At 33.9% G+C, this 26510-nt stretch carries 22 protein-coding genes and 1 pseudogene; 5 read left to right on the top strand and 18 right to left on the bottom strand.

Going from position 1 to position 26510, the window contains the following annotated elements; translation table 11 throughout:
• The first annotated feature begins 45 nt into the window (after window positions 1-45).
• Together EG344_RS18780 and EG344_RS18775 are read left to right on the top strand one after the other, a co-directional pair.
• Window positions 46-753 carry an ABC transporter ATP-binding protein gene (locus tag EG344_RS18780; protein WP_123910896.1) on the top strand — a complete coding sequence of 236 codons (708 nt, stop codon included), beginning with the start codon at window positions 46-48 and terminating at the stop codon, window positions 751-753.
• A gap of 184 nt (window positions 754-937) precedes the next feature.
• The gene (locus tag EG344_RS18775) at window positions 938-1426 is read left to right on the top strand and encodes a hypothetical protein (protein ID WP_123910895.1); all 489 of its coding nucleotides are present in this window, start codon (window positions 938-940) and stop codon (window positions 1424-1426) included.
• Between the two features lie 306 nt (window positions 1427-1732).
• Here EG344_RS18775 and EG344_RS18770 read toward each other — a convergent pair whose 3' ends face one another.
• The 4 genes from EG344_RS18770 to EG344_RS18755 form a co-directional block, all read right to left on the bottom strand.
• Window positions 1733-2533, bottom strand: a complete 801-nt coding sequence (locus tag EG344_RS18770; protein ID WP_123910894.1) for a patatin-like phospholipase family protein — start codon at window positions 2531-2533, stop codon at window positions 1733-1735.
• 472 nt (window positions 2534-3005) lie between these two features.
• Window positions 3006-3608, bottom strand: a complete 603-nt coding sequence (locus EG344_RS18765) for a hypothetical protein (RefSeq protein ID WP_123910893.1) — start codon at window positions 3606-3608, stop codon at window positions 3006-3008.
• 65 nt (window positions 3609-3673) lie between these two features.
• Window positions 3674-5062, bottom strand: a complete 1389-nt coding sequence (gene lpdA / locus EG344_RS18760) for a dihydrolipoyl dehydrogenase (RefSeq protein ID WP_123910892.1) — start codon at window positions 5060-5062, stop codon at window positions 3674-3676.
• Window positions 5063-5289: 227 nt separating this feature from the next.
• Window positions 5290-5553: a hypothetical protein gene (locus EG344_RS18755; protein WP_228412764.1), complete on the bottom strand. Its 264-nt coding sequence runs from the start codon at window positions 5551-5553 to the stop codon at window positions 5290-5292.
• Between the two features lie 400 nt (window positions 5554-5953).
• On the opposite strand from EG344_RS18755, the gene EG344_RS18750 reads away from it, so the two are divergent.
• On the top strand, window positions 5954-6835 hold the full coding sequence (locus EG344_RS18750) for a hypothetical protein (RefSeq protein ID WP_123910891.1): 882 nt from the start codon (window positions 5954-5956) through the stop codon (window positions 6833-6835).
• Window positions 6836-7089: 254 nt separating this feature from the next.
• Window positions 7090-7464 carry a hypothetical protein gene (locus tag EG344_RS18745; RefSeq protein WP_123856765.1) on the top strand — a complete coding sequence of 125 codons (375 nt, stop codon included), beginning with the start codon at window positions 7090-7092 and terminating at the stop codon, window positions 7462-7464.
• A gap of 18 nt (window positions 7465-7482) precedes the next feature.
• On the opposite strand, the gene EG344_RS18740 is transcribed toward EG344_RS18745, so the two are convergent.
• The 13 genes and pseudogenes from EG344_RS18740 to EG344_RS18685 form a co-directional block, all read right to left on the bottom strand.
• Window positions 7483-8382, bottom strand: a complete 900-nt coding sequence (locus EG344_RS18740; protein WP_123910890.1) for a TIGR01777 family oxidoreductase — start codon at window positions 8380-8382, stop codon at window positions 7483-7485.
• Window positions 8383-8453: 71 nt separating this feature from the next.
• Window positions 8454-9158 carry a YqjF family protein gene (locus tag EG344_RS18735; RefSeq protein WP_123910889.1) on the bottom strand — a complete coding sequence of 235 codons (705 nt, stop codon included), beginning with the start codon at window positions 9156-9158 and terminating at the stop codon, window positions 8454-8456.
• A 103-nt stretch (window positions 9159-9261) separates the two neighbouring features.
• Window positions 9262-9738, bottom strand: coding sequence for an SRPBCC family protein (locus EG344_RS18730; RefSeq protein ID WP_123910888.1), 477 nt, complete (start codon window positions 9736-9738; stop codon window positions 9262-9264).
• A 25-nt stretch (window positions 9739-9763) separates the two neighbouring features.
• Window positions 9764-10576, bottom strand: coding sequence for a DCC1-like thiol-disulfide oxidoreductase family protein (locus tag EG344_RS18725; protein ID WP_123910887.1), 813 nt, complete (start codon window positions 10574-10576; stop codon window positions 9764-9766).
• A gap of 77 nt (window positions 10577-10653) precedes the next feature.
• Window positions 10654-11055 (bottom strand): hypothetical protein, encoded by a 402-nt coding sequence (locus EG344_RS18720; RefSeq protein WP_123910886.1) that lies wholly within the window; start codon window positions 11053-11055, stop codon window positions 10654-10656.
• A gap of 7 nt (window positions 11056-11062) precedes the next feature.
• Window positions 11063-11407, bottom strand: coding sequence for a hypothetical protein (locus tag EG344_RS18715; protein ID WP_123910885.1), 345 nt, complete (start codon window positions 11405-11407; stop codon window positions 11063-11065).
• Between the two features lie 74 nt (window positions 11408-11481).
• The gene (locus tag EG344_RS18710; RefSeq protein ID WP_123910884.1) at window positions 11482-11985 is read right to left on the bottom strand and encodes a GbsR/MarR family transcriptional regulator; all 504 of its coding nucleotides are present in this window, start codon (window positions 11983-11985) and stop codon (window positions 11482-11484) included.
• Window positions 11986-12108: 123 nt separating this feature from the next.
• Complete coding sequence (locus tag EG344_RS24535) at window positions 12109-13530, bottom strand: VWA domain-containing protein (protein WP_410494004.1); 1422 nt, start codon at window positions 13528-13530, stop codon at window positions 12109-12111.
• Window positions 13513-13896 (bottom strand): annotated as a pseudogene (locus EG344_RS24300) (thrombospondin type 3 repeat-containing protein); the annotation flags it as partial. The pseudogene EG344_RS24300 and the gene EG344_RS24535, both read right to left, overlap by 18 nt.
• A gap of 230 nt (window positions 13897-14126) precedes the next feature.
• Complete coding sequence (locus tag EG344_RS18700; protein WP_123910882.1) at window positions 14127-18623, bottom strand: TonB-dependent receptor plug domain-containing protein; 4497 nt, start codon at window positions 18621-18623, stop codon at window positions 14127-14129.
• A 3-nt stretch (window positions 18624-18626) separates the two neighbouring features.
• Window positions 18627-21461 carry a hypothetical protein gene (locus EG344_RS18695; protein ID WP_123910881.1) on the bottom strand — a complete coding sequence of 945 codons (2835 nt, stop codon included), beginning with the start codon at window positions 21459-21461 and terminating at the stop codon, window positions 18627-18629.
• 4 nt (window positions 21462-21465) lie between these two features.
• Window positions 21466-23859, bottom strand: a complete 2394-nt coding sequence (locus EG344_RS18690; RefSeq protein ID WP_123910880.1) for a vWA domain-containing protein — start codon at window positions 23857-23859, stop codon at window positions 21466-21468.
• A 12-nt stretch (window positions 23860-23871) separates the two neighbouring features.
• A complete protein-coding gene (locus EG344_RS18685) occupies window positions 23872-24390 on the bottom strand; it encodes an RNA polymerase sigma factor (protein WP_123910879.1) in 519 nt (172 codons plus the stop codon).
• A 199-nt stretch (window positions 24391-24589) separates the two neighbouring features.
• On the opposite strand from EG344_RS18685, the gene EG344_RS18680 reads away from it, so the two are divergent.
• On the top strand, window positions 24590-25792 hold the full coding sequence (locus EG344_RS18680; protein WP_123910878.1) for an aminopeptidase C: 1203 nt from the start codon (window positions 24590-24592) through the stop codon (window positions 25790-25792).
• Between the two features lie 106 nt (window positions 25793-25898).
• On the opposite strand, the gene EG344_RS18675 is transcribed toward EG344_RS18680, so the two are convergent.
• Entirely contained in the window at window positions 25899-26321 is a 423-nt protein-coding gene (locus EG344_RS18675; RefSeq protein ID WP_123910877.1) for a hypothetical protein, read from the bottom strand.
• Window positions 26322-26510 lie beyond the last annotated feature (189 nt).

The raw sequence follows: 26510 nt of genomic DNA, 5'->3' as shown, positions 1-26510 counted from the left end.
GAATGAGTTTTTTTATTTTATTTTTGCAGAAAGACATTAAAAATTATGCCGCTTCAGATAAACAATTTAACCAAAAAATTTGGTGAACAGACTGCCTTAAATACTATCAACATTTCTATTGATAAAAATGAAATCATCGGTCTTCTCGGTCCTAACGGTGCTGGAAAATCCACCCTGATGAAATCTATTGTAGGGGCACTGAAAATTGATGAAGGGGAAATTATCTTTAATGGCCAGAACATTACCCAGCACGAGATTGAAAGCAAGAAGAAAATAGGCTTTCTCCCGGAAAACAATCCATTATATCTGGAAATGTATGTGAAAGAATATCTTCAATTCGTAGCCAACATCCACAAAATCCCTGAATCTAAGGTAGATGAAGTTATAGAACTGGTAGGAATTACCCCGGAAAAATCCAAAAGAATCGGGCAGCTTTCCAAAGGTTATAAGCAGCGTGTAGGATTAGCTCAGGCAATTATTCATCAACCGGATTTATTAATTTTGGATGAGCCTACCAATGGACTTGATCCTAATCAGATTCTGGAAATCAGAAATGTGATAAAAGAAATTGGGCAACAAAAAACGGTTTTACTTTCTACACACATCATGCAGGAGGTAGAAGCGCTTTGTTCAAGAGTGATTCTTATTCATAAAGGAAATATTCTTCAGGATTGCCCTATTGACGAATTTAAAGGGAAATTTGACAGCCTGGAAGAGGCTTTTGCGAGCTATACTGCGGTTCAGAAAAATTAAGATTTGCTTGATATGGATTAATTCAAATCTCAAATTAAAAATATATTGTTGAGATTCCTATGAAATGGCAAAGATGGTAAGTAAAAACCATGTTTGTCATTCCTTAGGAATCTTATTTTTTTAATAATATATTGGAAGATTTCTTTCTTCATTGAGGTGTATACCCTATTAAAAAGCATACACAATGGCTTCATATTTGATGATGTTTGAACAGTTAACCAATAACCATTATAATATGATTAAGTACTTCTTATTAGGAGCTTTTTCTTTAGCTCAGTTCTCTTTTGTTTCTGCTAAAGAAACTCCTGAATTTTCAAAAAGCAATACCCTTACCTATCATGCTTTCCAACAGGTTCCAAAAACCGTGATTATTAAAACTAAAAAATTTAAGATCAGAATTGATAAGCAGCCTAATGGTAAATACTTGTACCAATCCTGGAATGCCAGTGCAAAAATTACTGCTAAACCCAGCATGATTATTAGTGATGGTGAGCTGATTCCTGATGGTAGTGGAGGAAATTATTATTTCAATTTTAGTAATGATGGACACAGCTATCAGGTTTGGAGAAACTACCTGACCAACTCTGCCAAAAAAGCTCCTTATACCTTAGTAGTTTACGATTCCAATGACCAGGAAATTGTACGTCAGGATGCCCAGATAGTTAAGAATTAAATTCGATAATTATATATCATTTTAAGGAAGGACCTCTCGTATAACTAGATTCTTCCTTCACTTTGTTATATTCAGAATGACATCACCAATAAACAGATTATAAAATGGGTGTAAAATTGTATGTAATTACCAAGAATTAATATTAAGTTGAGTTCCGGCAGGAATCTGGAAGAGAGAAGTTAGAAATTTTTATAATAGTAACTTCCGAAATATTAAATCAACGAAATTTTGCACAAGGCCGAATTTACGTTGCTTCAAGTTTAAAACATCCCTCTTCCGGTACTCCTGCTTTTTTTATTATAGAATTTATGTTCCGGCTTGTCTTAATTCTGTAAGAAAACGGCTATCATCGTAGCTTTCTTTGGCTGCTTTATAGCCAATATTAAAAATCTGCTCCAAACGGTCTTTTCCGCGTTCAAAAGTTCCGTAAGTAGATAGCTTTTGAGAAGAAATAAACCAATCACAGTAGTCAAATTTCACTTTTTCGATTCTATAGGAAAGAAGATCATAAGAACGGGAAACAATGGCTTTAATTGAGTTCAGATCTTTAATTTTAGCATCATTGGGTGGTGAAACAAATACTCCAATCAGTTTATCACAATCATCTCTGATGATATCTGCCGGAAAATTGTTCAACACTCCCCCATCACAATACATTTCGTCACCAATAATATAAGGTGTAGTAATTCCGGGAATAGAACATGAGGCAATAATGGCATCCACTACTTCAAAATCCTTATCAAAAATCTTCTGGGTACCGGAAACCAATTCTGTGGCTACAATTTTCACTTCAATATCAAGATCCCCTAATTTCATATCATGAAAAATAGGCTTAAGATAGTTTCTGAAAATAATAGAGGAAACCAATCCTGGTTGATTGAATGCAAAGTGTTTCCAGTTAAAAAAATAAACGGAATTGAAAAATTCCAGAATTTCTTCAGGCGTCTTTCCTACCGCATGAAGGCATCCCACAATAGATCCTGCACTGCAACAGGAAAGAATATCTATGTCTACGTTTTTTTCCTTCAAGAATTTTAATACCCCCGCATGGGCGATGCCTTTGGTACCGCCTCCTGACAAAACAAGTCCTACTTTCTCAAAATTCATAGAATAAATGTAAGAAAACACCTTGATATAATATGATTAATTTTTATAAATATGCGATTTTAAAATTATTTTAACACATAATTCAGTCATTGATTCATTTTTTTCTTTTTTCTTTCAATTAAATAGATTCAGCTTGAAAATTATGACGGCTCATTCATTTAAGGCCCATTTCCAAATGACAATCATACATTTACAATTAAAAATAAAACAAAGTTATCTATTGATGGCATCTTAAAAGAGGTTGAGATGATGATGAAGTAAATACGAAATACCTTTATTCTAATGGGTAAATAAAAACCTCACAGGTTTCAGAAACCTGTGAGGTTTGATGTATGCTCAATGTAAGCTTACAAACCCAAGATGATCTTTACAGAACAAATTGAGCAATGTCTTTAGTATATTGGAAAATAAAAAACCACAGCAAAATTTCTGTAGTTTTTAGTAGCTAAATTAATTTCAACGTATTAGTATTCTATTGGTTGTTATATAACTCCAGCACTTTTATAATATCTTCTTCCTTCTTAGATTTATCAACTAACCTCACAAGATCCTGATGATCTTGTAATTTTTCTTTGAGATTATTTTTAATACCAGGGTTAAAAAAGCCTGATTCATTAATCACCTTTCCATCAGCCTTATTAATGAGAAAGTCTGTTTTATTCATTTTATAACCCGTTAATCCTATATAAAAGTAATCTCTATACCAACTTAGTTTCCCTTGAAATAATATTTCTATAAGACCAAAATCATATTTAGTAAGACGAAGTGACGTTGAAGAAGTGAACTTTCTCACTACATTCTGAGGGTCTGTAACTTCCATATAGTCGATATCAAATTCACTTATTACAGTCTTGTTCCCTAAAGAATCCAACATATTTACCTGTTTGATATAAGTAGCAGGAGAAAATTTTTTATTTGTAAAAATACCAATATTCTGAACTCTTGTTTTAATAGTATCAGTAGAGTTTTTCAACACATATTTTACGGGAAAATGATTTTCTTTATACTGAAACTGATTCTGAGAAAACACAGAAATAAAACAGAATAAAGAAAATAAAAATGTAATTTTTTTCATTTAGAATCCATTAAAAAAGCTCAGAAAAATCTGAGCTTTTATTATATAAATTTCTGTATTTCAGATTAGATATGGATCACTTCTCCATAAGCTGCTGCAGCTGCTTCCATAATTGCTTCAGAAACGGTTGGGTGTGGGTGGATCGATTTGATGATCTCGTGACCTGTAGTTTCTAATTTTCTAGCAACTACTGCTTCAGCAACCATATCAGTTACTCCTTCACCAATCATGTGACATCCTAACCACTCACCATATTTAGCATCAAAGATTACTTTGATAAATCCGTCTGTATTTCCGTTAGCTGTAGCTTTACCACTTGCGGAAAGAGGGAATTTACCAACTTTGATTTCATATCCTTTTTCTTTAGCCTGCTTTTCAGTAAGACCTACAGAAGCTACTTCAGGGTGACAGTAAGTACATCCAGGGATATTGCCATAGTCAATTTTCTCAACGTGCATCCCTTTGATTTTCTCTACACAAGTGATTCCTTCTGCAGAAGCAACGTGAGCCAATGCCTGAGTTGGGATGATATCACCGATTGCATAGTAGCCTGGTGCTGAAGTTTCATACCATTCGTTTACTAAAACTCTCCCTTTATCTGTCTGGATACCTACTTCTTCTAAACCGATGTTTTCGATATTAGCAGCAATACCTACAGCAGATAATAACACATCAGCTTCAAGGGTAATGTTTCCATTAGCCGTTTTAACATTCGCTTTTACGCCTTCTCCTGTTGTATCTACGCTCTCTACAGAAGCGTTGGTCATAATTTCGATTCCTGATTTTTTCAGAGATTTCTCTAAGTGTTTAGAGATTTCTTCATCTTCTACAGGAACAATGTTTGGCATAAATTCAACAACCGTTACTTTAGTTCCCATTGTATTATAGAAGTCAGCAAATTCTACCCCAATAGCTCCAGAACCTACAACGATCATAGATTTTGGCTGCTCAGGAAGAGATAATGCCTGTCTGTATCCAATTACTTTTTTACCATCTTGCGGTAAGTTTGGTAATTCTCTTGAACGAGCTCCTGTAGCAATGATAATGTGGTTACCAGTATATTCTACTACTTTACCGTCTTTATCTGTTACAGAAACTTTTTTACCTTTCTGTACTTTTGCAGTACCAAGAATTACGTCAATCTTATTCTTTTTCATTAAGAATTCGATTCCTTTGCTCATTTTGCTGGCAACACCACGGCTTCTCTGAATCACATTCGGGAATTCGAAGCTTGCTTCTACTTTATTTAATCCGTAATCTTCAGCATGGTTGATATAATGAAAAACCTGAGCAGATTTCAATAAAGCTTTGGTTGGAATACATCCCCAGTTAAGGCAAATTCCTCCTAAGTTTTCTTTCTCGATAATTGCGGTTTTGAAACCCAATTGCGCTGCTCTGATCGCAGTAACATATCCACCAGGACCACTTCCAATGACAATAATATCGTAATTCATTACTTTAAAAATTTTTATGCGAATTTAAGGAAAAATATTGGATGTTTCACGTTTCTTCAAATTGATCTTAAAATCCATCAATAAGCCATTTTCATTCAATTTTAAATAAAAAAAGAGAACACAAAAAGCATTCTCTTTCAACAAAAATTATTGTTACATGTAAACTTCGTAAAATTTCCTTTATAGAATTTTACTCATCAAATTTTAATAAGTGCAAGAAATTCGTATTATTTCGCTTGTCTAAGCAATCGTTTTTCAGCCTCGTATCTTTTATTTAAAGCCTTCATCTGATCTCTCTTCATCTGTTTGGTAGCCAATGGATGGTTCAGGATCAGTTTCTTTTCTGTATTATATTTTTTATCCAATTCCTGTCTCTTAAGATTGACTAATTCACTCTTTGAGGGATGTGGAGGAACGGGCGGATGTTTTTGTCCAAAAACATTCATAGATAAGCCTAATAAGAACAGGGTTGAGATCAATAACTTTTTCATGATGTTTATATTTTTAAATGAATTAATACATATTAAATTCATTCAGGTTTATACTATAAAACTGCATATATCGTACCAATATTTTATTTTAAATGCATTATACCTAAATACCAACCTGCTTCCAAGCAATTATATATATCACAAGCAAACCAATCATATTTTAACATTTCGTTAAAAAAAATAAAACCTCAACAAATACCACAAGATATATTATTTTCATAGCAAAAAACAATAACACACACTAATCATGCAAGTTGCCATTAAAAATAATCCATTATTTCACAATTTAAAAATATCACCTAAAAGAGATTTGTATTAAAATAATCTTAAAATTCATTAAAAAAGCACCCAATAATAATTATTTTTCTATATTTTTGCCAAAACATTTAAAAAAAGCAACATGAGAAAATATATTTTATTTTTTTTATTCTGTGCAGTAACCCTAAACGCACAGGTTGGTATTAACACCACAACTCCCAATAGTACTTTAGCGATTAACGGATCTTTAAGAGCCGGCTATAAGGAAGTATCAACAACTACTTACTCTGTTTTAGCTACTGACCATTATATTACTTACAATGGAACAGCCAATACTACATTTACCCTACCGGTTATTGGAACCGGAACGACAAGTTATACGGGAAGAATTTACAAGATCAAGAATATCTCCTCTTCTTCTATTACTTTACAGGCATCAAGTGGTAACACCCTAAGAATTGATAATACACCGGTTACTTCTTTTGTCATTCCTTTAGGAGCCTATGCTGAAGTGGTAAACAATGGCAATTCCACAGGTGGAACCTGGGATTTATCTTTCACCGTACTCCCTAAACCAAGTAATGTGGAAATTTATGGAGCACAGTTATCTATTCCTCCTCATGGAGGTGGAAGTGGGGCCATTGCTGACTGGACTAACCATACCGTTACGACGTATGATACAGGGACTGGAACTGACAGATGGTGGGTAATCAGTAAAACTTCAATAAACAATGCCCATACTGCTGCATATTCCAATGCAAGTAGAATGACCATTGTTTATGAATATCAGGGAACACCATTTAATGTAACAAATATGTATCCTACTTTAACAGCAGGAAATAATTCAAGTTTTCCCGATGTATTTACAGCATCATTTGTAAGTCTTGCCAATGATGGTACTGCTGGGAGAACAAGATTGACCGTATCTGTTGCCCGTATTGACTTTATTGGAACCAATGGAGCTAACAACAGTAACTGGACCGGTACTTTCCTACTGAACTTACTATTAGCAAGAAAATATTAAAAATACGGTAAAGACACTCTCGTAAAACCTGAGAGGTTGTCACCCGAAATCTATATATACTCTTTCAATGCTACTATTGAAGGAGTTTTTATTTTTGAAAATGGACAATGAAATTTTTAAATTAAAACGAAAGACATCATAGGAGAAAAATCAGGATTTTAATGTTTTTATGATGATTTCATCTATGCTACGATTCTGATTATGGAGTATTTTTTATACCTTTAAGTATCATTTAACCCTATTCAAAAACAATAATGAAAAAAAATACGCTAACCAAAGACAATCTCTGGATGAAAGAACCGGAAGACCACGATTTTCCTGCTGCACTTGATTATCTAGAGCTGCTCTTTACTCCTGATGAAGCACAGAAAATTGTTGAAAGTTTAAAAGAGGCAAAAACGATTACTAAAAAATCTAAGGATATTCTTCGTGCCAGTAAGCTAGCTTTGCTTCCAGATACCAATATTCATGTTAAAGAGAATCTGAAAAAGGTAGAAAAGAATAAAAAACTGTCTCCCATTCTGCTGGTAAGAGGCCAGCACGAACTTATTATTGCTGATGGTTATCATCGTTTGTGTTGCAGTTATTACCTTACAGAAGATCTGGAAGTTCCGTGCAGGTTGGTATAGCATATATTGTGATAGAGGTTAAGCTTTTAGTAATTTAAGAATAGCCTCATCAAAAGTTGGGTAAGAAAACTGAAAACCGCTTTCAATGAGTTTTTCAGGGTAAACATTACGGCTTTTCAACAAGAGTTCAGTTTCAGTTTTCAGAAATATGGAGGCGATCTCTAACTGCCATACCGGAGCATTTAACCCAAATGGAGCTCTGATCTCTTTTCTTAGTTTTTTCATCATGGCTTCATTAGATAATGGAGCGGGAGCTGTTATATTTATAGAACCTTCCACATTCTTATGTTGAATAACCCAGTCTATAGCCCTGCAGAAATCATCAATATGAATCCAGCTTACCATCTGATTTCCTCTTCCCTGTTTTCCACCCATTCCTAATTTTGTTATCATTTTCAGTTTTGGAAATGCTCCCCCGTTATTTCCCAATACAATGGAAGTACGAAGTGCAACTTTTCTTATACCTTCATTTTGGATTCTAAAAAATTCGCTTTCCCAGCTTTTACAGATATTCATTGAAAAGTCATCACCGATAATTCCGTTGTCCTCTGTATTCAAGTGTTTTTCTGAATGCACATAAATGGTGGCAGAACTTGCATTCAGCCAAATTTTTGGAGAAACAGAACAACGATTAACAGCTTCTTGTAATATTCTTGTACTGTCAATTCTTGATTCATAAATTTCTGCTTTATTCTTTTCATCATAACGGCAATCCACGGATTTCCCTGTAAGATTGATGAGTACATCTGCTTCTTCAAGAATATTCTTCCATTCTCCTATTGTTTTCGCATTCCAATAAATTTCATTTTTACGAGTAGGCTTGCGCGTCAGAATGTAGACTTGATCTCCTTTTCCTGTAAAATATTTTTCTAAGTTTTTACCAAGAAATCCGGTTCCGGCGGCGATAATTATTTTCATTTTTTTGAAGTTTAGGAAAGTGAGTTATTTGAAGTTTGAGTTTTGGGGTGTGGGTTGTGATCTGGAGTATTTTAGATGATGTATTTTTTTGTTTTCACTTCTATTTCTGAACCTTCAGCCAGCATTACCGAAATAGGCTCCTGATGATTAAGACATTGAAAGTCTTTTCCGTAAATCTTTTGAAAATCGATTTCCAATTGATAATCTTTTACCTGATAACAGTCCCATTTTGGGTGACAAACTTCATATTCTGAGGTTTTATCTTCTTTTTTGGTAAAACCATAATAATGTTCCGTAATGAACTCAAATTCTGAATTTGCTTCCATGGGTTGTGCCTTATTTTCTGCTGTAATCTGAATAGAATTCCACTTTTTGTCTTTCCATGAATACCGGATCAGCAGTTCATCTTCTTGTTGATGAATTTCGTTTTTCATTGGCATTGTATGGTAGTTTTCTTTATAAATAGAATTGGCTACAAAACTTAAAGCCGGCTTAGGAACAATTTCTTTGATAAAAACTACTCCTCTTTTCCATTCTCCATTTTCATATTTCCTGACATAAAATCTAAGGTTTACTTCTTCAAAATTACGATGAAAAGGAATAGGTAAACCCAATAATTTCGTATTTAAAAACATAAAGCCAACTAGGCTTACATAACATTTGCCTTTATAGAAATCGAGTTCTGTACCTTCCGGCAGGTATTTTAATAATACCTCTGGATTGATTTCGTAATTGATGATGGCTAATTTTCGCCATTCTGCTTTTAAAAAATTCATGATGTGGGTGGTTTATGGGTTGTTGTTTGTTGTATGGTTGATCGAATTTTATTCTATCCTGGGGTTAAATCTAAATCGCCACTTCGTGGTTGGATTGTTGTTGTTAATGTTCTGATTGTGGGTGTGAGTTTATTGATTCTGCAGTTATTTTTATTAATTGGTTTCTTTCCAGAAGGAATTTTTTGAGATAATTTTTAAGAAATAACTTATTGAACATTTTTCCTATTATTCCTAATGGAGATTCGAAATCAAAAATATCAGTCATCCGTGTTTTTCCATCTACTGTTTTAAAAATATGCTGGTGGTGCAATGATTTAAAGGCTCCCTTCTGCATTTTATCAGTAAACTGATTAGGCTTTTCCATGCTGATAATTTTTGTGGTGAGGGTTTGATATATCCCTAAATGTTTTGCTCTCCAGGTTACAGTTTCGTTTTCCTCAATCAAACCGGATGTACGTCCTGCGATAGCTTTTTCATAGGTTCGCGAAGTTGACTCTTGGTGCAGATCTATATTTCTTGCTAAATCAAAAACGGTTTCAATATCAGCGTCGATCAGAGTTTCTAAATAAATTCTAGACATATCAAAAGGGGTTATTTTATAATTTTTAAAGAGTAGTCAAAATGATGATGACGAGTGCTGTTACCCTAAACAGTATCCAGGAAATACTAGAAATGTAGTTTAGTTTTAAGATCCTGCATCTTCTCAAATGCTCCAAAAACATGATGATTACAACAATTCCGAAATAAATGAGGTGAAAAACCGGGGTAATGTTCACAAATAAAACTGGAATCAAGAGAAGTGTCCCTATTAAAGAAACGGTCATCATATTGCCTAGGTAATCCCAAATCTTATCTTTTAAATACCTCTTTAGAAATAGGGTTTGCCAAAGGACCTGTCCTAAACATACAGCTAATTCTCTTAAGAAATTGGGCGTTAAATTACCCCCAAACTTTCCTGAATATAAACTTAAAACATAAGCTGAAAAGAACATTACAAAAGCGATATAAATCAGTCTATATTTCAGATTAAAATCAGGTACACAAGATTGTTCTGTATTATCTTTTTTAGATGGAATAATCTGTTTTCGGTTATAAGAAACAAAGGAATATACTTTTTTAAAGAACCAATACAAAGGTTGTATTCTGGCTATTCTTTCTAATAATGGAAATGAGCTTCCAATGATTAGCAACAAACTATCTAAGCCATAAACTACTCTATTCTTATCATGATCTACCAAAGCAATTTCGTTTTTTGCCCGGTGAAAATCCACAAGATCTTTATTTCTGACTGATATTTCCGTAAAGGCTTCTCTTCCGTTTTCATCCAGCATACCATATTTTGTAAAGCCTTTGGAATACATTGCACACATAGGACATTCATTATCGTAAATCAGGGTGTGGTTTTTGAGCGTTTTCATGACATTTATTTTAAAGGTTGAGAAAATCTCCTCGGGTTCGTTTGTGTTTTGATCTGAAAGTAAGATACATCCAGATCTTAAATATCAATGTTTTCATTTTTGATATGGTTTTCTTTATTCAATGCATGTTTACGTCCTTTCAGGAATAATAATAGATTTAAAAGCATCATTATTCCAAGATAAATGGAAAAGCCGCCAATCTTTTTACTCAGCGCTACAACCAATCTTTCAATACTTTCAATTTGAAAAAACTCGATAATACACAACGCAAATCCGATATTCAGAAGGTAAAACCCGATCTTAAAAAGGGAGTTGGTTGCCATAGCGATGTCTTTTTTCTGGTGGAAAATATCAACCATAAATGCCTTAGAATTCTTGAACAGAAACTGAGATACCAAAACTGTAAGGGTAATTACAATAGGTAAATAGATCATGTAAGCGGAAAAATTATACGAGGTGGTTAAAACAGTAAGTATCATAATAATATTATTTAAAGGTTAGTTTTTTTCTCAAAAAATAAAGGGTAAAAATGTTCATATAGTGCAATCCACATAATATCAAGACAATACTTCCAATGCGTATCGCTGTTATTCTTATCATCTCATCTATATTCTCTATCTTTTCCCAACTGGTAAGGCTTACAGCGACGTATCCTAAATTCAATAAATAATAGCACCCAAGAAGAATTCTATTGATAGTCAGACAGAGAGCTTCATCATGAAGCAAATATTTCAGATAGGCTTTTCCTGCCTGATAACATCTTCTTCCTACGTCAATTGTAATGTAGAAACTGATGCTAAGGAAAACCAGATATGAAATAATATTGAACATTTTAAAAATATTATATTTTCAATAATTATTGAAAGTTTATCTGAAATAAAAAAGGACCTTCATCCCTTTCTATTTTATTTCAACAGGTTGGTAATTTTACCTACCAACCAGTGATCATCACTTTTAATTGCCAGATCCATGATATTGTTGATTTTCCCGGTTACAGAGCTGAAATCATCCATCAACTTAATGAATTCTTTTGCTTCCTCCGAATCATTATCTTCAATATTCCTTAACTCTTCAAGAAAGGAGATTACCGGCTCAATTTCTCTTTTCCTACGTTCTTTGGTAATTTGTTTAAAAAGATACCATACGTCTTTTTCTGCTACGAAGTATTCTTTACGATCTCCTTTAATAAATTCTTTCCTTACAATACCCCAATCAATTAAAGCACGAAGATTCATATTGGCATTTCCTCTCGAAATTTCCAGCTGTTCCATCACCTCATCTGTAGACAATGGTTTACCACTCGCCAAAAGCAATGCATGGACCTGTGCCATCGTACGGTTGATTCCCCAATTGGTAGCAAAAGTTCCCCAGGTCTGAATGTATTTTTCTTTAGCTTCTGAAAGTTGCATTTTGTTTGTACCTTAAGTTTCTGATACAAATGTAATTATATTTTTTGAATTTTCAATAATTTCTGAAAATTAATTTTAAAATAAAACAGATATCCGTTTGAATGCCTGTTTTACTGTAATTATTTAATTTTTAATAATTTTAAAAGTATCCCATTGTTCACCATATCTGCATCTCATTAAATAAGCACTTTGCGGATAAGGCGTAATATCAATTTTATTTGTCCCTTTAGGCAATTTTTCTTGTCTTATTAAAATTTTACCACTGAAGTCATATAAATACAACTCATCAATTTGTTTATTTGATTGTATATTAATCACTCCTTTTGTAGGATTCGGATAAATTTTAATCTTGGGGTTTTCTTCATTTTCTAATTCTATTTCAATCTTTTTATTGATATATTCGTTCTTAGAAGGTGCTTGGCAGGAAGGTATTGTTGAACGCTGTAAAATTAATCTTAATAACAGTTCATTTAATTTTTCTACTTCATAAGAGTCTGTTGTTGGTTCAATATGATTATTTCCAATCCCACTGTGATTGGTAAGAAATGTATAAGTCCCATTTGTAAGCAGGGCAAAAGTCCTCATCAGATATTCTGTCTGCTTATCTGTATCACTTGCAGCCAGTGGAATTATTGTAATCCCTTTCTGTGCTGCCAGCTTTATCTTATCGTACAATTTATTAATATTCTCTGCTGAATAGTGGGGCGGGGCATCCAGAATTAAAAACATAATTTTAGTAGAATTTCCTTTGCTCCAGCTCAATTTATCTATTGAAGAATCTAATGCTTCTACCACGGCTTCAGGAAAATCTCCACCACCTCCTGCTCTTTGTTTTTTTATAAAGTTAACCAGGTTTACAGCTTTATCAGAAAAATCAAATTCTCTTGTTACATATTCATCACCTTGATCCCTGTAAAAAACGGATCCGTATCGAACATCTGTAGTATTGGCTAATTTTTTCTCAACTTTTTTCAATACATCCAATAATTCAGATTGTAAATAAGTGATTTCATCTCCCATAGAACCTGTAGCATCCACTATAAAAGCTAAATCCAGATTTCTTTTTTCAAGGCAAGGGACATCAAGACTAATTACATTTTGTCCTTTCTTAAATAAAGTCACATTACTTGATAATATTTTCCCTTTATCATCTGTAATAAAATACTTTTTTGATGAAGATTTATCATCGATTCTCGGAGCAATCCACAGTTCAGCACTTCCTTTATTATCAGAAACAGCTTGCCATACTATTTCTTTCTTGTCATTCAACAATCTTAATTTCTTACCAATGACTGGTTTTTTATTTTTATTAACTAGCTGAACTGAAACTCTTCTATCTGGAAATAGTTTCCATTCTTCTTTATATTGAGATAAAGCAGGAACAGCCATATCTTGCCAATAATCCCATTTTGAAAAGTCATTCACCTCTCCTGCAGTTAATTTCCCTGCTTCAGGAAATTCATCCTTCTCTTTTTTTGAGCCTTTTGATTTTTTTACTACCGAAACTTTTGAAGAAGCTGCTCCACTTCTTACAGTACTTGAAATTTCTGAAGCGACCATCGCTTTCGGTTTTGGACAACCATTATATTCTGGTCCTCCCGGAACAGTAGGACAGGCATCATCTTTATCCAGAACTCCATCTCCATCGGTATCAGGCCATGGACAGCCATTATTCTCAGGAGGTCCAATTACAGTTGGGCATGCATCGTCTTTATCAATGACTCCATCCCCATCAGTATCAGGCCACGGACAGCCATTATTTTCTAACGGTCCTGCAACAGTTGGACAGGCATCATCTTTATCTGCCATACCATCTCCATCGGTATCAGGACAACCACTAAATTCAGGAAGTCCTGCTATTTCAGGGCAATGATCGTCTTTATTAGGAACACCGTCCTGATCTTTATCTTTTCTTATACTGTATGTTTTGTTTTCATTTGACGAATCTGAAGTATTTTGAGTTTTACAGCTCACTAATAAAGCAAGCCCTAATATGGTTATAATCGTTTTTTTCATGCGTTATAAATTTCTGTGGGAAATTATTAAAATTAATTTAAATGAAATTGATAAAATTTTCAACCATAAAAACCGCTCCATAACTGATGAGGCGGTTTTTAGGTTTGACTTATACTTAATAAATACTATGGAGTAATAGTAGTATTTATACCTTGGTTCCAATACTTTGACTCCGGCATATAATAAAGATAAACATTGCTTGATTTTCCTGTATAGGTTCCTGCAAATTCTACTTTCAGATCAAGGTTGATGGTTTTTGTTTCTTCAGCATCAAAATGTTCCCAGTACAAAACCAGATAATTGTCAAATATCTCATAATAAGAAATTTGTTTTTTATCTATTAGATTTTTTAGTAAAGACGTTTGCAGAGTCAGTCCTGCAGGAATACCAATTTTAGCAACTGTCATAGGCAACTGATTATTCACTTTGTTTTTAAGGGTGACTGTCATTCTGTTGGTTTCTCCTACTCTGGAATTTTCGGACATTAATTTCGTCTCCATGGTTAAAGGAATATTCGAACTTTCCGGCGCCTTCAGAGTATAATATTGATACTCTAACTTATAAAGAAGCCCTGTCTGTGAAGGGTAATCTATATTAATGGTATTGTTCCCGGTTTTGTAAGCAGATGCAATATTTAAACCAGATGATACTAAAGCGTTGTTTATTTTAATAACAGGTCTATCAGTTCTAAATAGCTTTTCATTTTTAAGAAAAAACTGAGACAACGCCTGTAAAGCCAAACTTGTTGCCTGAGTTGATCCAAATCCATAGCCTCCATTGTAACTTAAAAGCTGATCTGCTGCTTTTGCGATAGTTTGCTGATTGAGCTTTTCATCTTTCTGAAGTGCCATCATATACAATGAAAGTGCTTCTGCATTGGCTGAATATCCTCCGGAACCCGTAAAGGTAGTTGCAACGTTAAATTTTTGATTTTCAAACTGATTACTTAAAACAAACATTAAGTTATCATATTCCTGATGTTTTCCAAGATTCGCTGCTGCATTAGCCAATAAAGCCAGTTGATAAGAATCTTTTTTCAACAAGGCTCTTTTCAGCATTACTTGATAAGAATCTTCAATTTCAGTTTTAAAGCCTAACTGAGATAATGCATAGAGTACATACATATTTCTTGACCAATCGTATTCTGAGTATGATCCTGTTTGGGATTCATAATATCTTCGTACTCCAAAAAGTCCATTCCCTGATTTTTTTGACAAAATAAATGATGATAATCCTTGAATAATCTTTGGATCAATCACAATATGCCTTTTCAGATCTGTAAACTCGAGTAAAGCAAATGCAGAAAGAGAGACATCTGACTCAGTTGTATTAAAGTATCCAACACCGCCGTCTTTATTTTTATAGCTTAACATTTTCTGGAAGCCTTTTTTCAGATTTTTGATCACAAGGCTTTCTGTGGAACTATCAATTTTCTTGCTTAATTTTAAATAATCCAGAATAAAAATATTAGGATATACTGTTGATGACAGCTGCTCAAAACATCCATGCGGTTCTCTCTTCAACCTTTCAAGATCATCAAGCATTTTCAAAGCGGCATTTTCAAATACATAATAAGATGAAAACAGGCTTCCATTGATATATTCAGGAATTGTAAACTGAATTTTCTCCGCCTTGTTATCTATTAAAGAAAACTGATGTAAAAATCCTTTCTCTTCAACCTTAAAAGGAAGAATCATTGTTTCCCTGAAATCTCCAGATCTTATAATAAACTGAATATTAGAATTTACTACTTCATCTGTCTGTATTTTAACAAATAATCTTCCTGATTCCAAAGGTTTTAAAGTAATCAGGCTATCTGATGACATCAACTTTACATGATTGGGAACAATAACGTCCATTACCATTTTTCTGGTTTCTCTGGAATTATTTTTGATCACTACAGGAATAAGCATTTCGTCCGTTCTTGTCAAATACTGTGGAATCTTAGCATCAATAGATATAAGGCTTTGTGCTGCATAAGTGGTTTCTTCTCTGCCTATCAATCCGGACGCTGAAATTCCTTCTGTCATCGCTCTGAAGGTGGAATTGGCATCTGAATTATAGAATTCTACTTTTGCTTTACCTTCTTTATCAGTTTCCACTACAGGGTTCCAATAAATAGCTTCTCTGTAATCAAATCTATAAGAAGTATTAGTTGTTTTATATTCGGGATAGACAAATTCTTTATTTACCGAATATTTGATAAGTTCATCTGTAGGAATAGATAGAACTGCAAAATAAGATTTAGGGGTGATATCCAGCTTATTCTGAGCCAAACTATTAGAAAATGAATTAATAATGACAACTCCATTAACGGCTCTGCTCCCGTAAATGGCTGTTGCCGCCGCATCCTTCAAAACTGTAACACTGTTAATATCATTGGGATTGATGGCTGTATTAAAATTTTCTACCGGAGCTCCATCTACCACAAATAATGGACTTTTGTTTGATATTGATGAAGTCCCTCTGACCACAAAATTTCCTTTTTGCTGTTCTCCAGCCGGAGTTACAGTGACTCCTGCAACTTTTCCCTGTAATAATGACCCATAATTAGAATCTTTAATTTCAGAATTGCCAATAATGCTTACCGAAGAGGTACTTGTTTTTTTATTCATCAAAGTTCCGTATCCTACCACCACAACTTCCTCAATATTTTTTCCAGAAATAGTATCCTTCTTTGTATTATTTATTTTTGGTGGTATTTGTTTCAGTTTTTCTTTGATTTCAGCTTCTTTTATAATTTCTTCTACATTTATGTTATTTAGCTTTTGCTTAACAAGCGGATTTATCTCCAATTTATATGACAAAACTCTTATTTTTACTTTATGTTTAGGCTGAATGGATTTAGCAATCAATTTGTAAGAATTACTACCTTCCATCCCTGAGAAATAAAACTGACCATTTTCTGTTGTTGCTTGTTTAAGAATCTGGCCTCCATACGATTCTACAAGAAAAACATTGGCTTTTACCGGTTTCTTATTCTCATCTTCTACGACTCCATATACTGTCCCTCTTTTTTCCGGCAGAAATTTGTATTTACCTGTTTTAACAATCTCCGGAATCAGTTCAAAATACCTGTATCCATTGGTGAGCATCACAAGATCCAGACTTTTTTCTGCTTTTTCTTCTTTTTTATCAAAATAAAACTGAGGCTTTTCAATCTTTCCTTTCAGTTCAGAATCCATCAGGAACCATGAACTGATATGATTCTGTTTATCGTCAGCATAAGTCCAAAGCTTATCATCCACTACACTTATGGCAAGATTTGCTGGTATTGGTTGGTTATTTTTATCAGTAGTCTCAATATTCAGCACTACTTTTTCTCTTGGCTGATAATAATCTTTTACAGGCTTTACCTTGATATTCAGTTGCTGATCTTTATTGGTAAAGACAATACGTTCTGCAAGAGGAATATTATTTTCAAATAACGTAAAACGACAAATTCCAACCGGCAGATCTTTTTCTGGCAGCTCCAATGAGTTGATCCCGTTTTGTAAAGAAATCTCTTTGCTGTAAATTTCTTTATCACGGAAAAATCCTTTTAAAACGATATTCTTTTCCTGTGTAGTCACCGTTTTCAATAAAAGTATTCCATTTTCTTTTTTGATATTCAACATCAAGCCATTATTTTTAGACTCAGGAAGATGATAAATCTGTGTAATATTTTCAGGTTTTACAACTTTTGCATAATATGTTTCTCCTATTTTCGGAGTAAGAAAGAAGCTTCCCATCCCGAAATTATAAGTGGAAACTTCAGATATTTTTTCATGGTTCTGATTATAAATACCCAAAACTGCGTCTACCGGTTTTTCATATTCATCCAATATTTTGAATGCAATATTCTGTTCTGTTCCGTTGATAAAAGTTCCTCCTTCAGGTAAAAATTTCACATCCAGATTGTTCAGTACAATAGGAATATTTCTTGAAATAGATTCTGTAAATCCATCAAAATTAACTTTAATATTTAAAAGTGCATCTGAGGATTTTAAGGATTTGGGAAGTCTGAACTGCAATAGTTTTTTTCCTTCCTTGTCTGTAATAAGCTTGCCTTCAGTAACAATTTCCCCATTATAAGTTACCACATAATCCGCTTCGTAAAAAGGAATGGGTAGATTACCCAGACTTCGCATTGAAAAGTCTGCGGTGACTTCATCACCGGAGCTATATCCTTTCTTTGGAAAATCCAGCTTCATTAAAATCCTTGGAGATACTATTTTCTGCAAGGTAATTTCTTTTTCAAAAGCATTTTTTCCTTCCTCATTCTGCATCCAGTTGGTATAGGCTCTAATCTTGTAAACACCACCCTTCATATCATCAGCGAAAGAGAAGTATCCGTTGGCATAGCCATTGTTAATTTTATATTTGGACTTTGTTAAAACACTTCCGGAAGGGTCAATGATTTCAAAATTGACCACCCTGCTGTCACTTGCCGGAAGATTATTCTTTCCCTGCACTACATATATTTTAAAATACATGTCCTCTCCCGGTTTATAGAAAACATGATTGGTCTGAATATATGTTTTTTCTTTTTCAAAATCCTTAAATGAATCCTGTGCCTTTAGAAATACTGATGAAAACAATAGGCTCAGTGATATGATATATGATATAAATTTGAAATTCATGGGTTAAAATTTGAATGAAACAATGCAGCCAAATGTTTTAAAAGAGGGAAGATTAAAGAAATCCAGTCCTCTTCCATTGTCTGTATCATAGAAATTCTGGTTGGGATCTACTCCTTTATTCGCCTGCCAGAGCATGATATTATCTACATACAACGTAATTTTCATAGATCGCTGGCTATTATTCAGAGGAAAAAAAGTGGATAATGAAATATTATTAATCCTTATATGATCTGCCTTCTGAATATAGGTTTCTGCCACCCCAAGATATCCATATCTGGACCATCTGTTTTCATGAACGTTTTGATGAGGATCATAAAAATCCACCGGAGTCTGGTTATGATTACCATTAGCCAATACTCCCTGAAAAACATAATTTTTGATGTTTCTTTCTTCTCCGGAATCATAGGAACGTCCATAATAATCCATAACAGCCTGAGTTCCATCCCAGATCTGGCCTCCTTTTTTCCATTCCCAGTTGATATCTAAAATCCATCTTTTATAGACTAAATTATGATTGAATTTCATTACAAAATCAGGAGTTGGATCTGCAATAATCTTCATTCCGGCAGCCTTTTTCGGGAATCCGGAATCGTCAATAATGAGCTGTCCTTCAGAATTCCTTTCAAAATAACTTCCCTTGACAGCTCCCAACACCTCTCCTTCCGCAAGAGTTTTATAAATATCCTGAAATCCTGAAATAGAAGTATTGTTATAACCGGATATCACACGACCTACAATATCTTTATATTTGAAAAATGAAATTTTGTTTGTTGCAAAAAAATCATTTGCCAGAAAAAGTCTATCATAAGCAAAATTAAATTCATACCCGCTATACGTATGATCTGCCATATTTTTTAGCCTTAACTGATTGTTGTCAAATACCGGAAAAACATCGCCTTCAGTTTTTCTGTTAAAATATTCCCCTTCAAGGCTAATACTATATCCGAAATTGATCTTTCCGCCTATTTTCCATTCTTTTGTATTGATATTAGATAGCCCTTTGAAACTTTCCACTTCGTGTACGGGAAAATAACGGTAATAACTTTCTGCTTTCAGTAAAGTAGAAGCATAGGAGGCGTATGACCGAGTAATTTCAGGCTCTGAGCTGAGATGGCTATAGTTTCCTGAAATTTTAAATTCATAGTTATACCAGTCAAATATATCTTTAAACCGCAAATATCCAGCTGCCTTTGGAAGCCAGTAATTGTTTTTATCTGATGTATTGGAGACATAAAAGGAATTTCCAAGATTAAAATCAGCTTCAAAGTCACCGGACTTGATTTCCATATTATAATTAAAAATATAGTCCTGAGAGGTTCTTTGATAGTTATATTTTTTATTGGTCAGACTATTGTAAACGTCAGATTTGATACCATTCAGAATAAAATTAAGATTAAAAACATTCTTAAAATTATAATTACCCAATTCATATCTCCCTTGTATATTAGAGTGATATAACCTGTTATTTTGTTCTCTTTTACTGGTTATTCCATTATTGAATCCATAAGTAGATGGTTGATATTGATCCAGATTCCAAATGAAATTACTTTCGTAAGACTGAACGATATTTAATTTAAAATTTCCAAAGGTTTTATCTGCATTAAGGCTAAACTGCCGCTGCCGGTTTTGATAACAGTATTTTTGATCCTGTACAAAAAGGAATTCCGGATTATCGGCATTTTGGCTGTAGCTTCGTTGCTTTCCATTATCCAAAAAGGTCTGCTGAGCATTTGAGAACGAAACGGGAGTCAGTAAAGAATTTTGAAATGCTCTATTGAAAAGCCCTATCCTATTGGTATTTGTTGCTTTATTCTCTTCATAATTAAAGAAAAACTTCACCAAATACCCTCCTAAATCCATATTCAGTCTTGTTTTAATAGAATTGTTCAGATTAAACTGATCAATAAAGTATAATTGATTTTTCTGCTGCCTCAAGTCCAATGAAAACCGAAATACCTCCTTATATCCTTGTTTTATAATCGTATTGATATTAAGCTGGTTATTATATCCAACCATCGTTTTAAACAGGTTATTATTATAGAGTACAGCCTGCTTATTTCCGTCAGCTAAAGGAACCAATCTGCCGTTCTGATCGTATTGATAAGGGATTCCATCAAAAGCTAATGTAGAAATATCAGGTCCAAAGCTAAACACTTCATTGGTGCCAGGATCATTCCAGATAAGGGTTCCATTACCGGATCTTCCTTGTACATATTTATTCTGAGTTGCAGGAAGGGCATTATGGCTTTTGACATCCAGAGAAGAGGTAAACCCGCCATTCAATAATAACGTCCACTTCTTTTGCTCTTTCAGAACATACAGACTATCTCTTCTCTGCTTGAGCTTTCTTACACTGCTAAAATTTCTATCGGAATTATTATTTAGAATTGTTGAGGCATTCTCAGTACTGAACTTATCATGGTTCTTTTGTGAAACCAGACTGTCATATATTTTACTGTAAATCTCCTCTACATCTTTTTTCTCTACCTGACTTTCAAGAATGTTTTTCAATTCCCTTAACTGATAAGAAACAACAACCTGAGTACTTTTTCCTTGATTCCAGACTAAGGTATCATAAGGTTTGGCTGCAATGATTGCAAATCCTTCTTCATCAGTTAGTTCATATACACCACTGTTTTTATTATAGACTTTTAAAAAGTTTTGTGGTTTATCTTTATGATTTAAAAATTTTCCTGAATAATATAAGGTTGAATTTTGCGCCTGCAATACCGTAACAGTAAACGGCAGCAGTAACAGTAAATAGTTTTTTCTCATCTTCATGGTAATGTGTACTAAAATAAAGAAAAAGAAATTTCCGGGGAAATTTCTTTTTCTCAAATTTTTATTTTTGTGTTGTTTTATAAGACTCTATCAATCGTATAAACTCTGATCGATAACCTTGTTCATCTTTATTCTTGCCCTGCTTGGCCAGGTTTTCAATATCAGAAAGGTCTTTTTTTGTAATCAGCTCGGAGTTTCTTAGCACCAAACCAAACCATGCTACTGAGGAAGCGAATTTAAAGTCCAAACTGGCAGAAGCCATTCTTTTATCAATGTTTTTAACAATCTGAGTGATTTCACGACTGGTATCTCCATCAGGCTCTTTATATCTGAATTTTATAGTCGCCAGCTCATCTCCGAACTCTTTCGAGGAAGCATTCAGAGTATATTTCAGGTTGCTATCTTTGGGAATGAAGTCTGATTTTATATCTGTAGGAATGACTTCATACAAAGCAGTTACAGTATGTCCGCTTCCCAATTCTCCAGCATCTATTTTGTCATTGACAAAGTCTTCATTTCTCAGTTTTCTGTTTTCGTAGCCAATTAAACGATAAGATTTTACATATTCCGGGTTAAATTCAATCTGAATCTTTACATCTTTAGCAATAGCATACATATTTCCTGCAAATTCTTTCCCAAGGAACTTATTAGCTTCCTGCATATTATCAATATAGGCATAGTTTCCATTTCCTTTATTGGCCAATGTTTCCAAAGTATTATCCTTATAATTACCCATTCCAAAACCTAAACAGGTTAGAAATACTCCAGATTTTCTTTTATTCTCAATAAGAGTTTGAAGGTCTGATCCTGAAGATGCACCTACATTAAAATCTCCATCCGTAGCAATAATAACACGGTTATTCCCTTCCTTTACAAAGTTTTCCTGTGCCATTTTATAAGCCAACTCTATTCCTTCTCCTCCCGCAGTACTTCCTCCTGCCTGAAGACGATCTAAAGCCTGAATAATTTTATCCTTATCACCTGCAAATGTAGATGGCAGGACCATCCCTGCATTTCCAGCATAGACTACAATTCCCACTTTATCTTTAGGCCGGAGCTGGCTCAATAATACCTTGAAAGAAGACTTCAATAATGGCAGTTTATTTTGTTCATTCATGGAGCCAGATACATCAATAAGAAAAATAAGATTAGAGACTGGTAAAAGATTCATCGGAATATTTTTCCCCTGCAATCCTATCTTCAACAGTTTATGATTGGAATTCCAGGGAGCGTCATTGTACTCCGTGTTGATGGAAAACGGATCATTGTTTTTTGGCTGCGGATAATCATATTTAAAGTAATTAATCATTTCTTCAATCCTTACCGCATTCTTATTTATGGTTTCTCCATTGTTAATCATTCTTCTGATATTAGAATAAGATGAATTATCCACGTCTATAGAAAATGTTGACAAAGGTTGATTTTGTGTCAGTTCAAATGGGTTTTCAACAAATGCATCATAACTTTCCTCATTAGGTGTAGATAAAATCTGTTTATGTTTACTAATCTCTTCCTGAAGCTTCTCCATTCTTTTTCTTTCTCTTTTTGAAAGCTTTTTAGTGGTTGCTATGATTACCCCATGTGAGGCTTTACTTCCATATATTGCAGTAGCAGAAGCTCCTTTCAGAATATTCAAACTTCCAATTTTATCAGGATTTAAGCTTCTGAAGTAATCCGCTCCTTCTACTTTTCCATTGATAATATACAAAGGAGTATTTTCTGCACTGATAGAAACAGCACCTCTGATCATTACCGGTTTATTGTCAAGATAACCGGAATTGATATTGTTAAAAGTATTTTTAATCTCATTGTTTCTTTGGAGTCTGCTATCTGATGATGTTATTTGTATCCCTGCCACTCTCCCTTGTAATGTGTTAACAGCAGAATATTGAGGGGAAATATTTGTTGTAGTGACAACAGTTGAGCTTGATGTTGTTGATTCTACCTTTTTTTTAATACCATATCCAGTCATTACAACTTCATCAATACTCTTTACTGCATCAGAAGTTTCTATGTATGTTGGTGGGGAAGCTGTAGACACATGATTAGGCATTCTTAATGACTTCGGAACATAATTACTATATACTATTGCCTTTTCTACTTTAGGATACACTTTATTCTTCTCTTTCTGAAGATTCTCTTTTGTTGTATGGTCTATTTCCACAATATGCGTATCAGTTATAGGTTCCTGTAATATTTTGTGTTCTGCCATTTCCGGTTTTACAGGCTGCTCTTTTTCTTTTTTATTCAGGAAATATAAAGCACCTATTCCTATCATTAGGCTTGCTGCTATCCCGTAAGGGAACCAGACAGGAATGATTTTCTTTTTTTCTTTTTTTTGATCTAATTTTTCTTCCACTTTGTCCCAAACTTTATCAAAACCAGTAAAAACGGTTGGTTCTTCTGAAAGTTTAGAAGCTTCATTGAATTGTTGATCGATATGATTATTTTCCATTGTTGTAAAAGTTTAAATGTTTTGATTCACCAAAAGTTCCTGAAGTTTTTTTCGCGCAAAATTGAGCTGGGATTTTGAAGTTCCCTCACTAATGGAAAGCATGGAAGCTATTTCCTTATGTGGATATCCTTCAATGGCAAAAAGATTAAAAATGGCTCTGCATCCTTCAGGAAGAAAGTTGAGCAGACTCAGAATATCTTTTTCAAAGGAAATATGCTCTGAAGATCTTTCTGAAGGTTCATTCAGACTTTCTTCCAGGGAAATAAATAAGGTTTTATTATTTCTTAATTTCTGGAGACATTCATTTACTGCAATCTTTTTTGCCCAAGCTTCGAAAGTATCCGGATTCTGAAGCTGGCTTATTCTTGTAAAAATCTTATAGAAGGTATCGGCTAATACTTCTTCTATATCTTCATCGTTTTTCAAATAACGTTTGCAAACTGAATACAGCTTACCCGCCATTTTATCGTAGACTTTCCGCTGTGCTTTGCGATCGTTACGCTGGCATTCTATTAATAATTCTCTTTCCATTGTCAGAAGTTATACTATAATAGATGCAGGAACTTTAGCTGGGGTTGGAAACATGGTCAACTTTTTTAGAACAAAAGATTATTTTTAAAATTAGCTTATTTGTTTTTTTCAACAATATTTTAATTTCAAATTTAACTTTTCCCTTTGTAACAAATCTCTATTATCAACGACTATTAATACAAATAATCTTTTTATAGTAATGAAAAATGCGAAAATTGCATCATTACTTTTTGTTTTGTCTGCAGGAAGTATGATGTTTGCCCAAGATGACTTAATCAATAAGTTAAAAAACAACCACTCACAAAATGCTAATTTTCAGTTCACAACGTTAAAAGACGTTGGTGCTACTTCTGTAAAGAACCAGGGTTCATCCGGAACTTGCTGGAGCTACTCAGGAAACTCTTTCCTTGAATCTGAAATGCAGAGAATGGGCAAAAGACCTGTAGATCTTGCTGAAATATTTACCGCAAGAAATTCTTATCATGATAAAGCGAAGTTATATGTTTTAAATAACGGTGCTATCAGCTGGGGTGACGGTGGAGAACTTCACGATGTCATCAACATGTACAAAAAGTATGGGGCAGTTCCACAAGATGTGTATTCAGGATTAAAAGCTGGACAAACGACCAACAACTTCAAAGAAATGCAAGGGAAGTTAAAGCCGGTTCTTGACAGCCTTGTTCAGGCTTCTTCTAAAGGAAAACTTACTGACAACTGGATGGATTCTGTAGATGCTATTCTTGATGAATATTTAGGAAAAGTGCCTGCTAACTTCACGTATGAAGGGAAAAACTACACGCCAAAGACTTTTGCTAAAGAAGTAGTAGGAATCAACCCTGAAGATTATGTAGAATTATCTTCTTACAAAGATTATGCTTACTACCAGAAATTTGTAGTTCCAATTCCTGATAACTGGAGCCACGATTCTGACTGGAATGTTCCAATGAAAGACCTTACAGCCATCATTGACAATGCAGTAACTAAAGGATATTCTGTAGGTTGGGCTACTGACGTTTCTGAGCCTTATTTCTCTTATAAAAATGGTGTGGCGTATGTTCCGGATATGGATTTAGATCAGATCAATGCAGAGAACAAACAGACTTTGTTTACAGAGCCTAAAAAAGATAAGACGATCACTGAAGATATGCGTCAAAAAGGGCTAAACAACCTTTCTACAACGGATGACCACGGGATGCACATCGTAGGATTGGCAAAAGATCAGACTGGTAAGGAATATTATATGGTTAAAAACTCCTGGGGAGTAACCAATGACTTCGCAGGGTATCTTTATGTAACAAGACCGTATGTTGAATATAAGTCGACTGCTATTTTAGTTCACAAAAATGCGATTCCAAAGAATATCTTAAAGCAGTTGAAACCAACTAAAAACATTGGTTTATAAGAAAATCACTTCTGTCATTTTAACGTGGCAGTTTTAGATATTTAAATCTGTTAAAAAACGCGCTCCCATCATGATGGGAGCGCGTTTATATTGATCTATATAGAGATTATTTTTCGGTTATATGACGATAATAATCTACTAAAGAGTATATTGTAGGTTTTGAACCTGGTTTATAATCAATGACCAGCCATTTATTTTCGGAGCGGCTTTTATCAAAGACATAGTTTTCTTTTGGAAAGTCAATAATTCGATACCCTGTAAAAATAGTTGCAGGTACAATTTCAAATATTTCTGCTGAATAATAGTTAGCGTCATCAGCAATCGTATAGAAATTATCTTCTCCCTGTTTCTTTTTGATTTCCTCTACCTCTTTATCATCAGGACCTAACAGTAATATCGTTGATTTTGTGATGATGGTATCGGCTTTTATTTTTTGACTCTCAATATTATATTCTTCTTTTTTCTGTTCCGGAATATTTTTTTCTACAGCCTGAAACTCTGTTTTCTTTACCTCTTGTTGACAGGACATCAAGAGAAATAGTAATGTAAGTAATAAACATTTATCTGCCATTTTATTAAATTCTTCAATTTGAAAATTAACTGATAGGCAAATAAAGCAAAAAACGTTTCTATCCGCAAATTTTAAATCCTTCGCACTATTTCAAACAAAGTATTGCAAGATTAATAAAAAATATTACATTTGTAACCTCAAACAAAT

Source organism: Chryseobacterium sp. G0162, from assembly GCF_003815715.1.
Taxonomy (GTDB): Bacteria; Bacteroidota; Bacteroidia; order Flavobacteriales; family Weeksellaceae; genus Chryseobacterium.
This window is presented reverse-complemented; position numbering and strand designations above follow the sequence as displayed.

Excerpts from the sequence above, each read along its gene's own strand:
- EG344_RS18690 (WP_123910880.1), bottom strand. The coding sequence starts at position 23,859 with ATGGAAAATAATCATATCGATCAACAATTCAATGAAGCTTCTAAACTT.
- EG344_RS18720 (WP_123910886.1), bottom strand. The coding sequence starts at position 11,055 with ATGATACTTACTGTTTTAACCACCTCGTATAATTTTTCCGCTTACATG.
- EG344_RS18730 (WP_123910888.1), bottom strand. The coding sequence starts at position 9,738 with ATGTCTAGAATTTATTTAGAAACTCTGATCGACGCTGATATTGAAACC.
- lpdA (WP_123910892.1), bottom strand. The coding sequence starts at position 5,062 with ATGAATTACGATATTATTGTCATTGGAAGTGGTCCTGGTGGATATGTT.
- EG344_RS18745 (WP_123856765.1), top strand. The coding sequence starts at position 7,090 with ATGAAAAAAAATACGCTAACCAAAGACAATCTCTGGATGAAAGAACCG.
- EG344_RS18770 (WP_123910894.1), bottom strand. The coding sequence starts at position 2,533 with ATGAATTTTGAGAAAGTAGGACTTGTTTTGTCAGGAGGCGGTACCAAA.
- EG344_RS18750 (WP_123910891.1), top strand. The coding sequence starts at position 5,954 with ATGAGAAAATATATTTTATTTTTTTTATTCTGTGCAGTAACCCTAAAC.
- EG344_RS18765 (WP_123910893.1), bottom strand. The coding sequence starts at position 3,608 with ATGAAAAAAATTACATTTTTATTTTCTTTATTCTGTTTTATTTCTGTG.
- EG344_RS18780 (WP_123910896.1), top strand. The coding sequence starts at position 46 with ATGCCGCTTCAGATAAACAATTTAACCAAAAAATTTGGTGAACAGACT.
- EG344_RS18740 (WP_123910890.1), bottom strand. The coding sequence starts at position 8,382 with ATGAAAATAATTATCGCCGCCGGAACCGGATTTCTTGGTAAAAACTTA.
- EG344_RS18710 (WP_123910884.1), bottom strand. The coding sequence starts at position 11,985 with ATGCAACTTTCAGAAGCTAAAGAAAAATACATTCAGACCTGGGGAACT.
- EG344_RS18680 (WP_123910878.1), top strand. The coding sequence starts at position 24,590 with ATGAAAAATGCGAAAATTGCATCATTACTTTTTGTTTTGTCTGCAGGA.
- EG344_RS18675 (WP_123910877.1), bottom strand. The coding sequence starts at position 26,321 with ATGTCCTGTCAACAAGAGGTAAAGAAAACAGAGTTTCAGGCTGTAGAA.
- EG344_RS18725 (WP_123910887.1), bottom strand. The coding sequence starts at position 10,576 with ATGAAAACGCTCAAAAACCACACCCTGATTTACGATAATGAATGTCCT.
- EG344_RS18755 (WP_228412764.1), bottom strand. The coding sequence starts at position 5,553 with ATGAAAAAGTTATTGATCTCAACCCTGTTCTTATTAGGCTTATCTATG.
- EG344_RS18715 (WP_123910885.1), bottom strand. The coding sequence starts at position 11,407 with ATGTTCAATATTATTTCATATCTGGTTTTCCTTAGCATCAGTTTCTAC.
- EG344_RS18685 (WP_123910879.1), bottom strand. The coding sequence starts at position 24,390 with ATGGAAAGAGAATTATTAATAGAATGCCAGCGTAACGATCGCAAAGCA.
- EG344_RS18775 (WP_123910895.1), top strand. The coding sequence starts at position 938 with ATGGCTTCATATTTGATGATGTTTGAACAGTTAACCAATAACCATTAT.
- EG344_RS18700 (WP_123910882.1), bottom strand. The coding sequence starts at position 18,623 with ATGAATTTCAAATTTATATCATATATCATATCACTGAGCCTATTGTTT.
- EG344_RS18735 (WP_123910889.1), bottom strand. The coding sequence starts at position 9,158 with ATGAATTTTTTAAAAGCAGAATGGCGAAAATTAGCCATCATCAATTAC.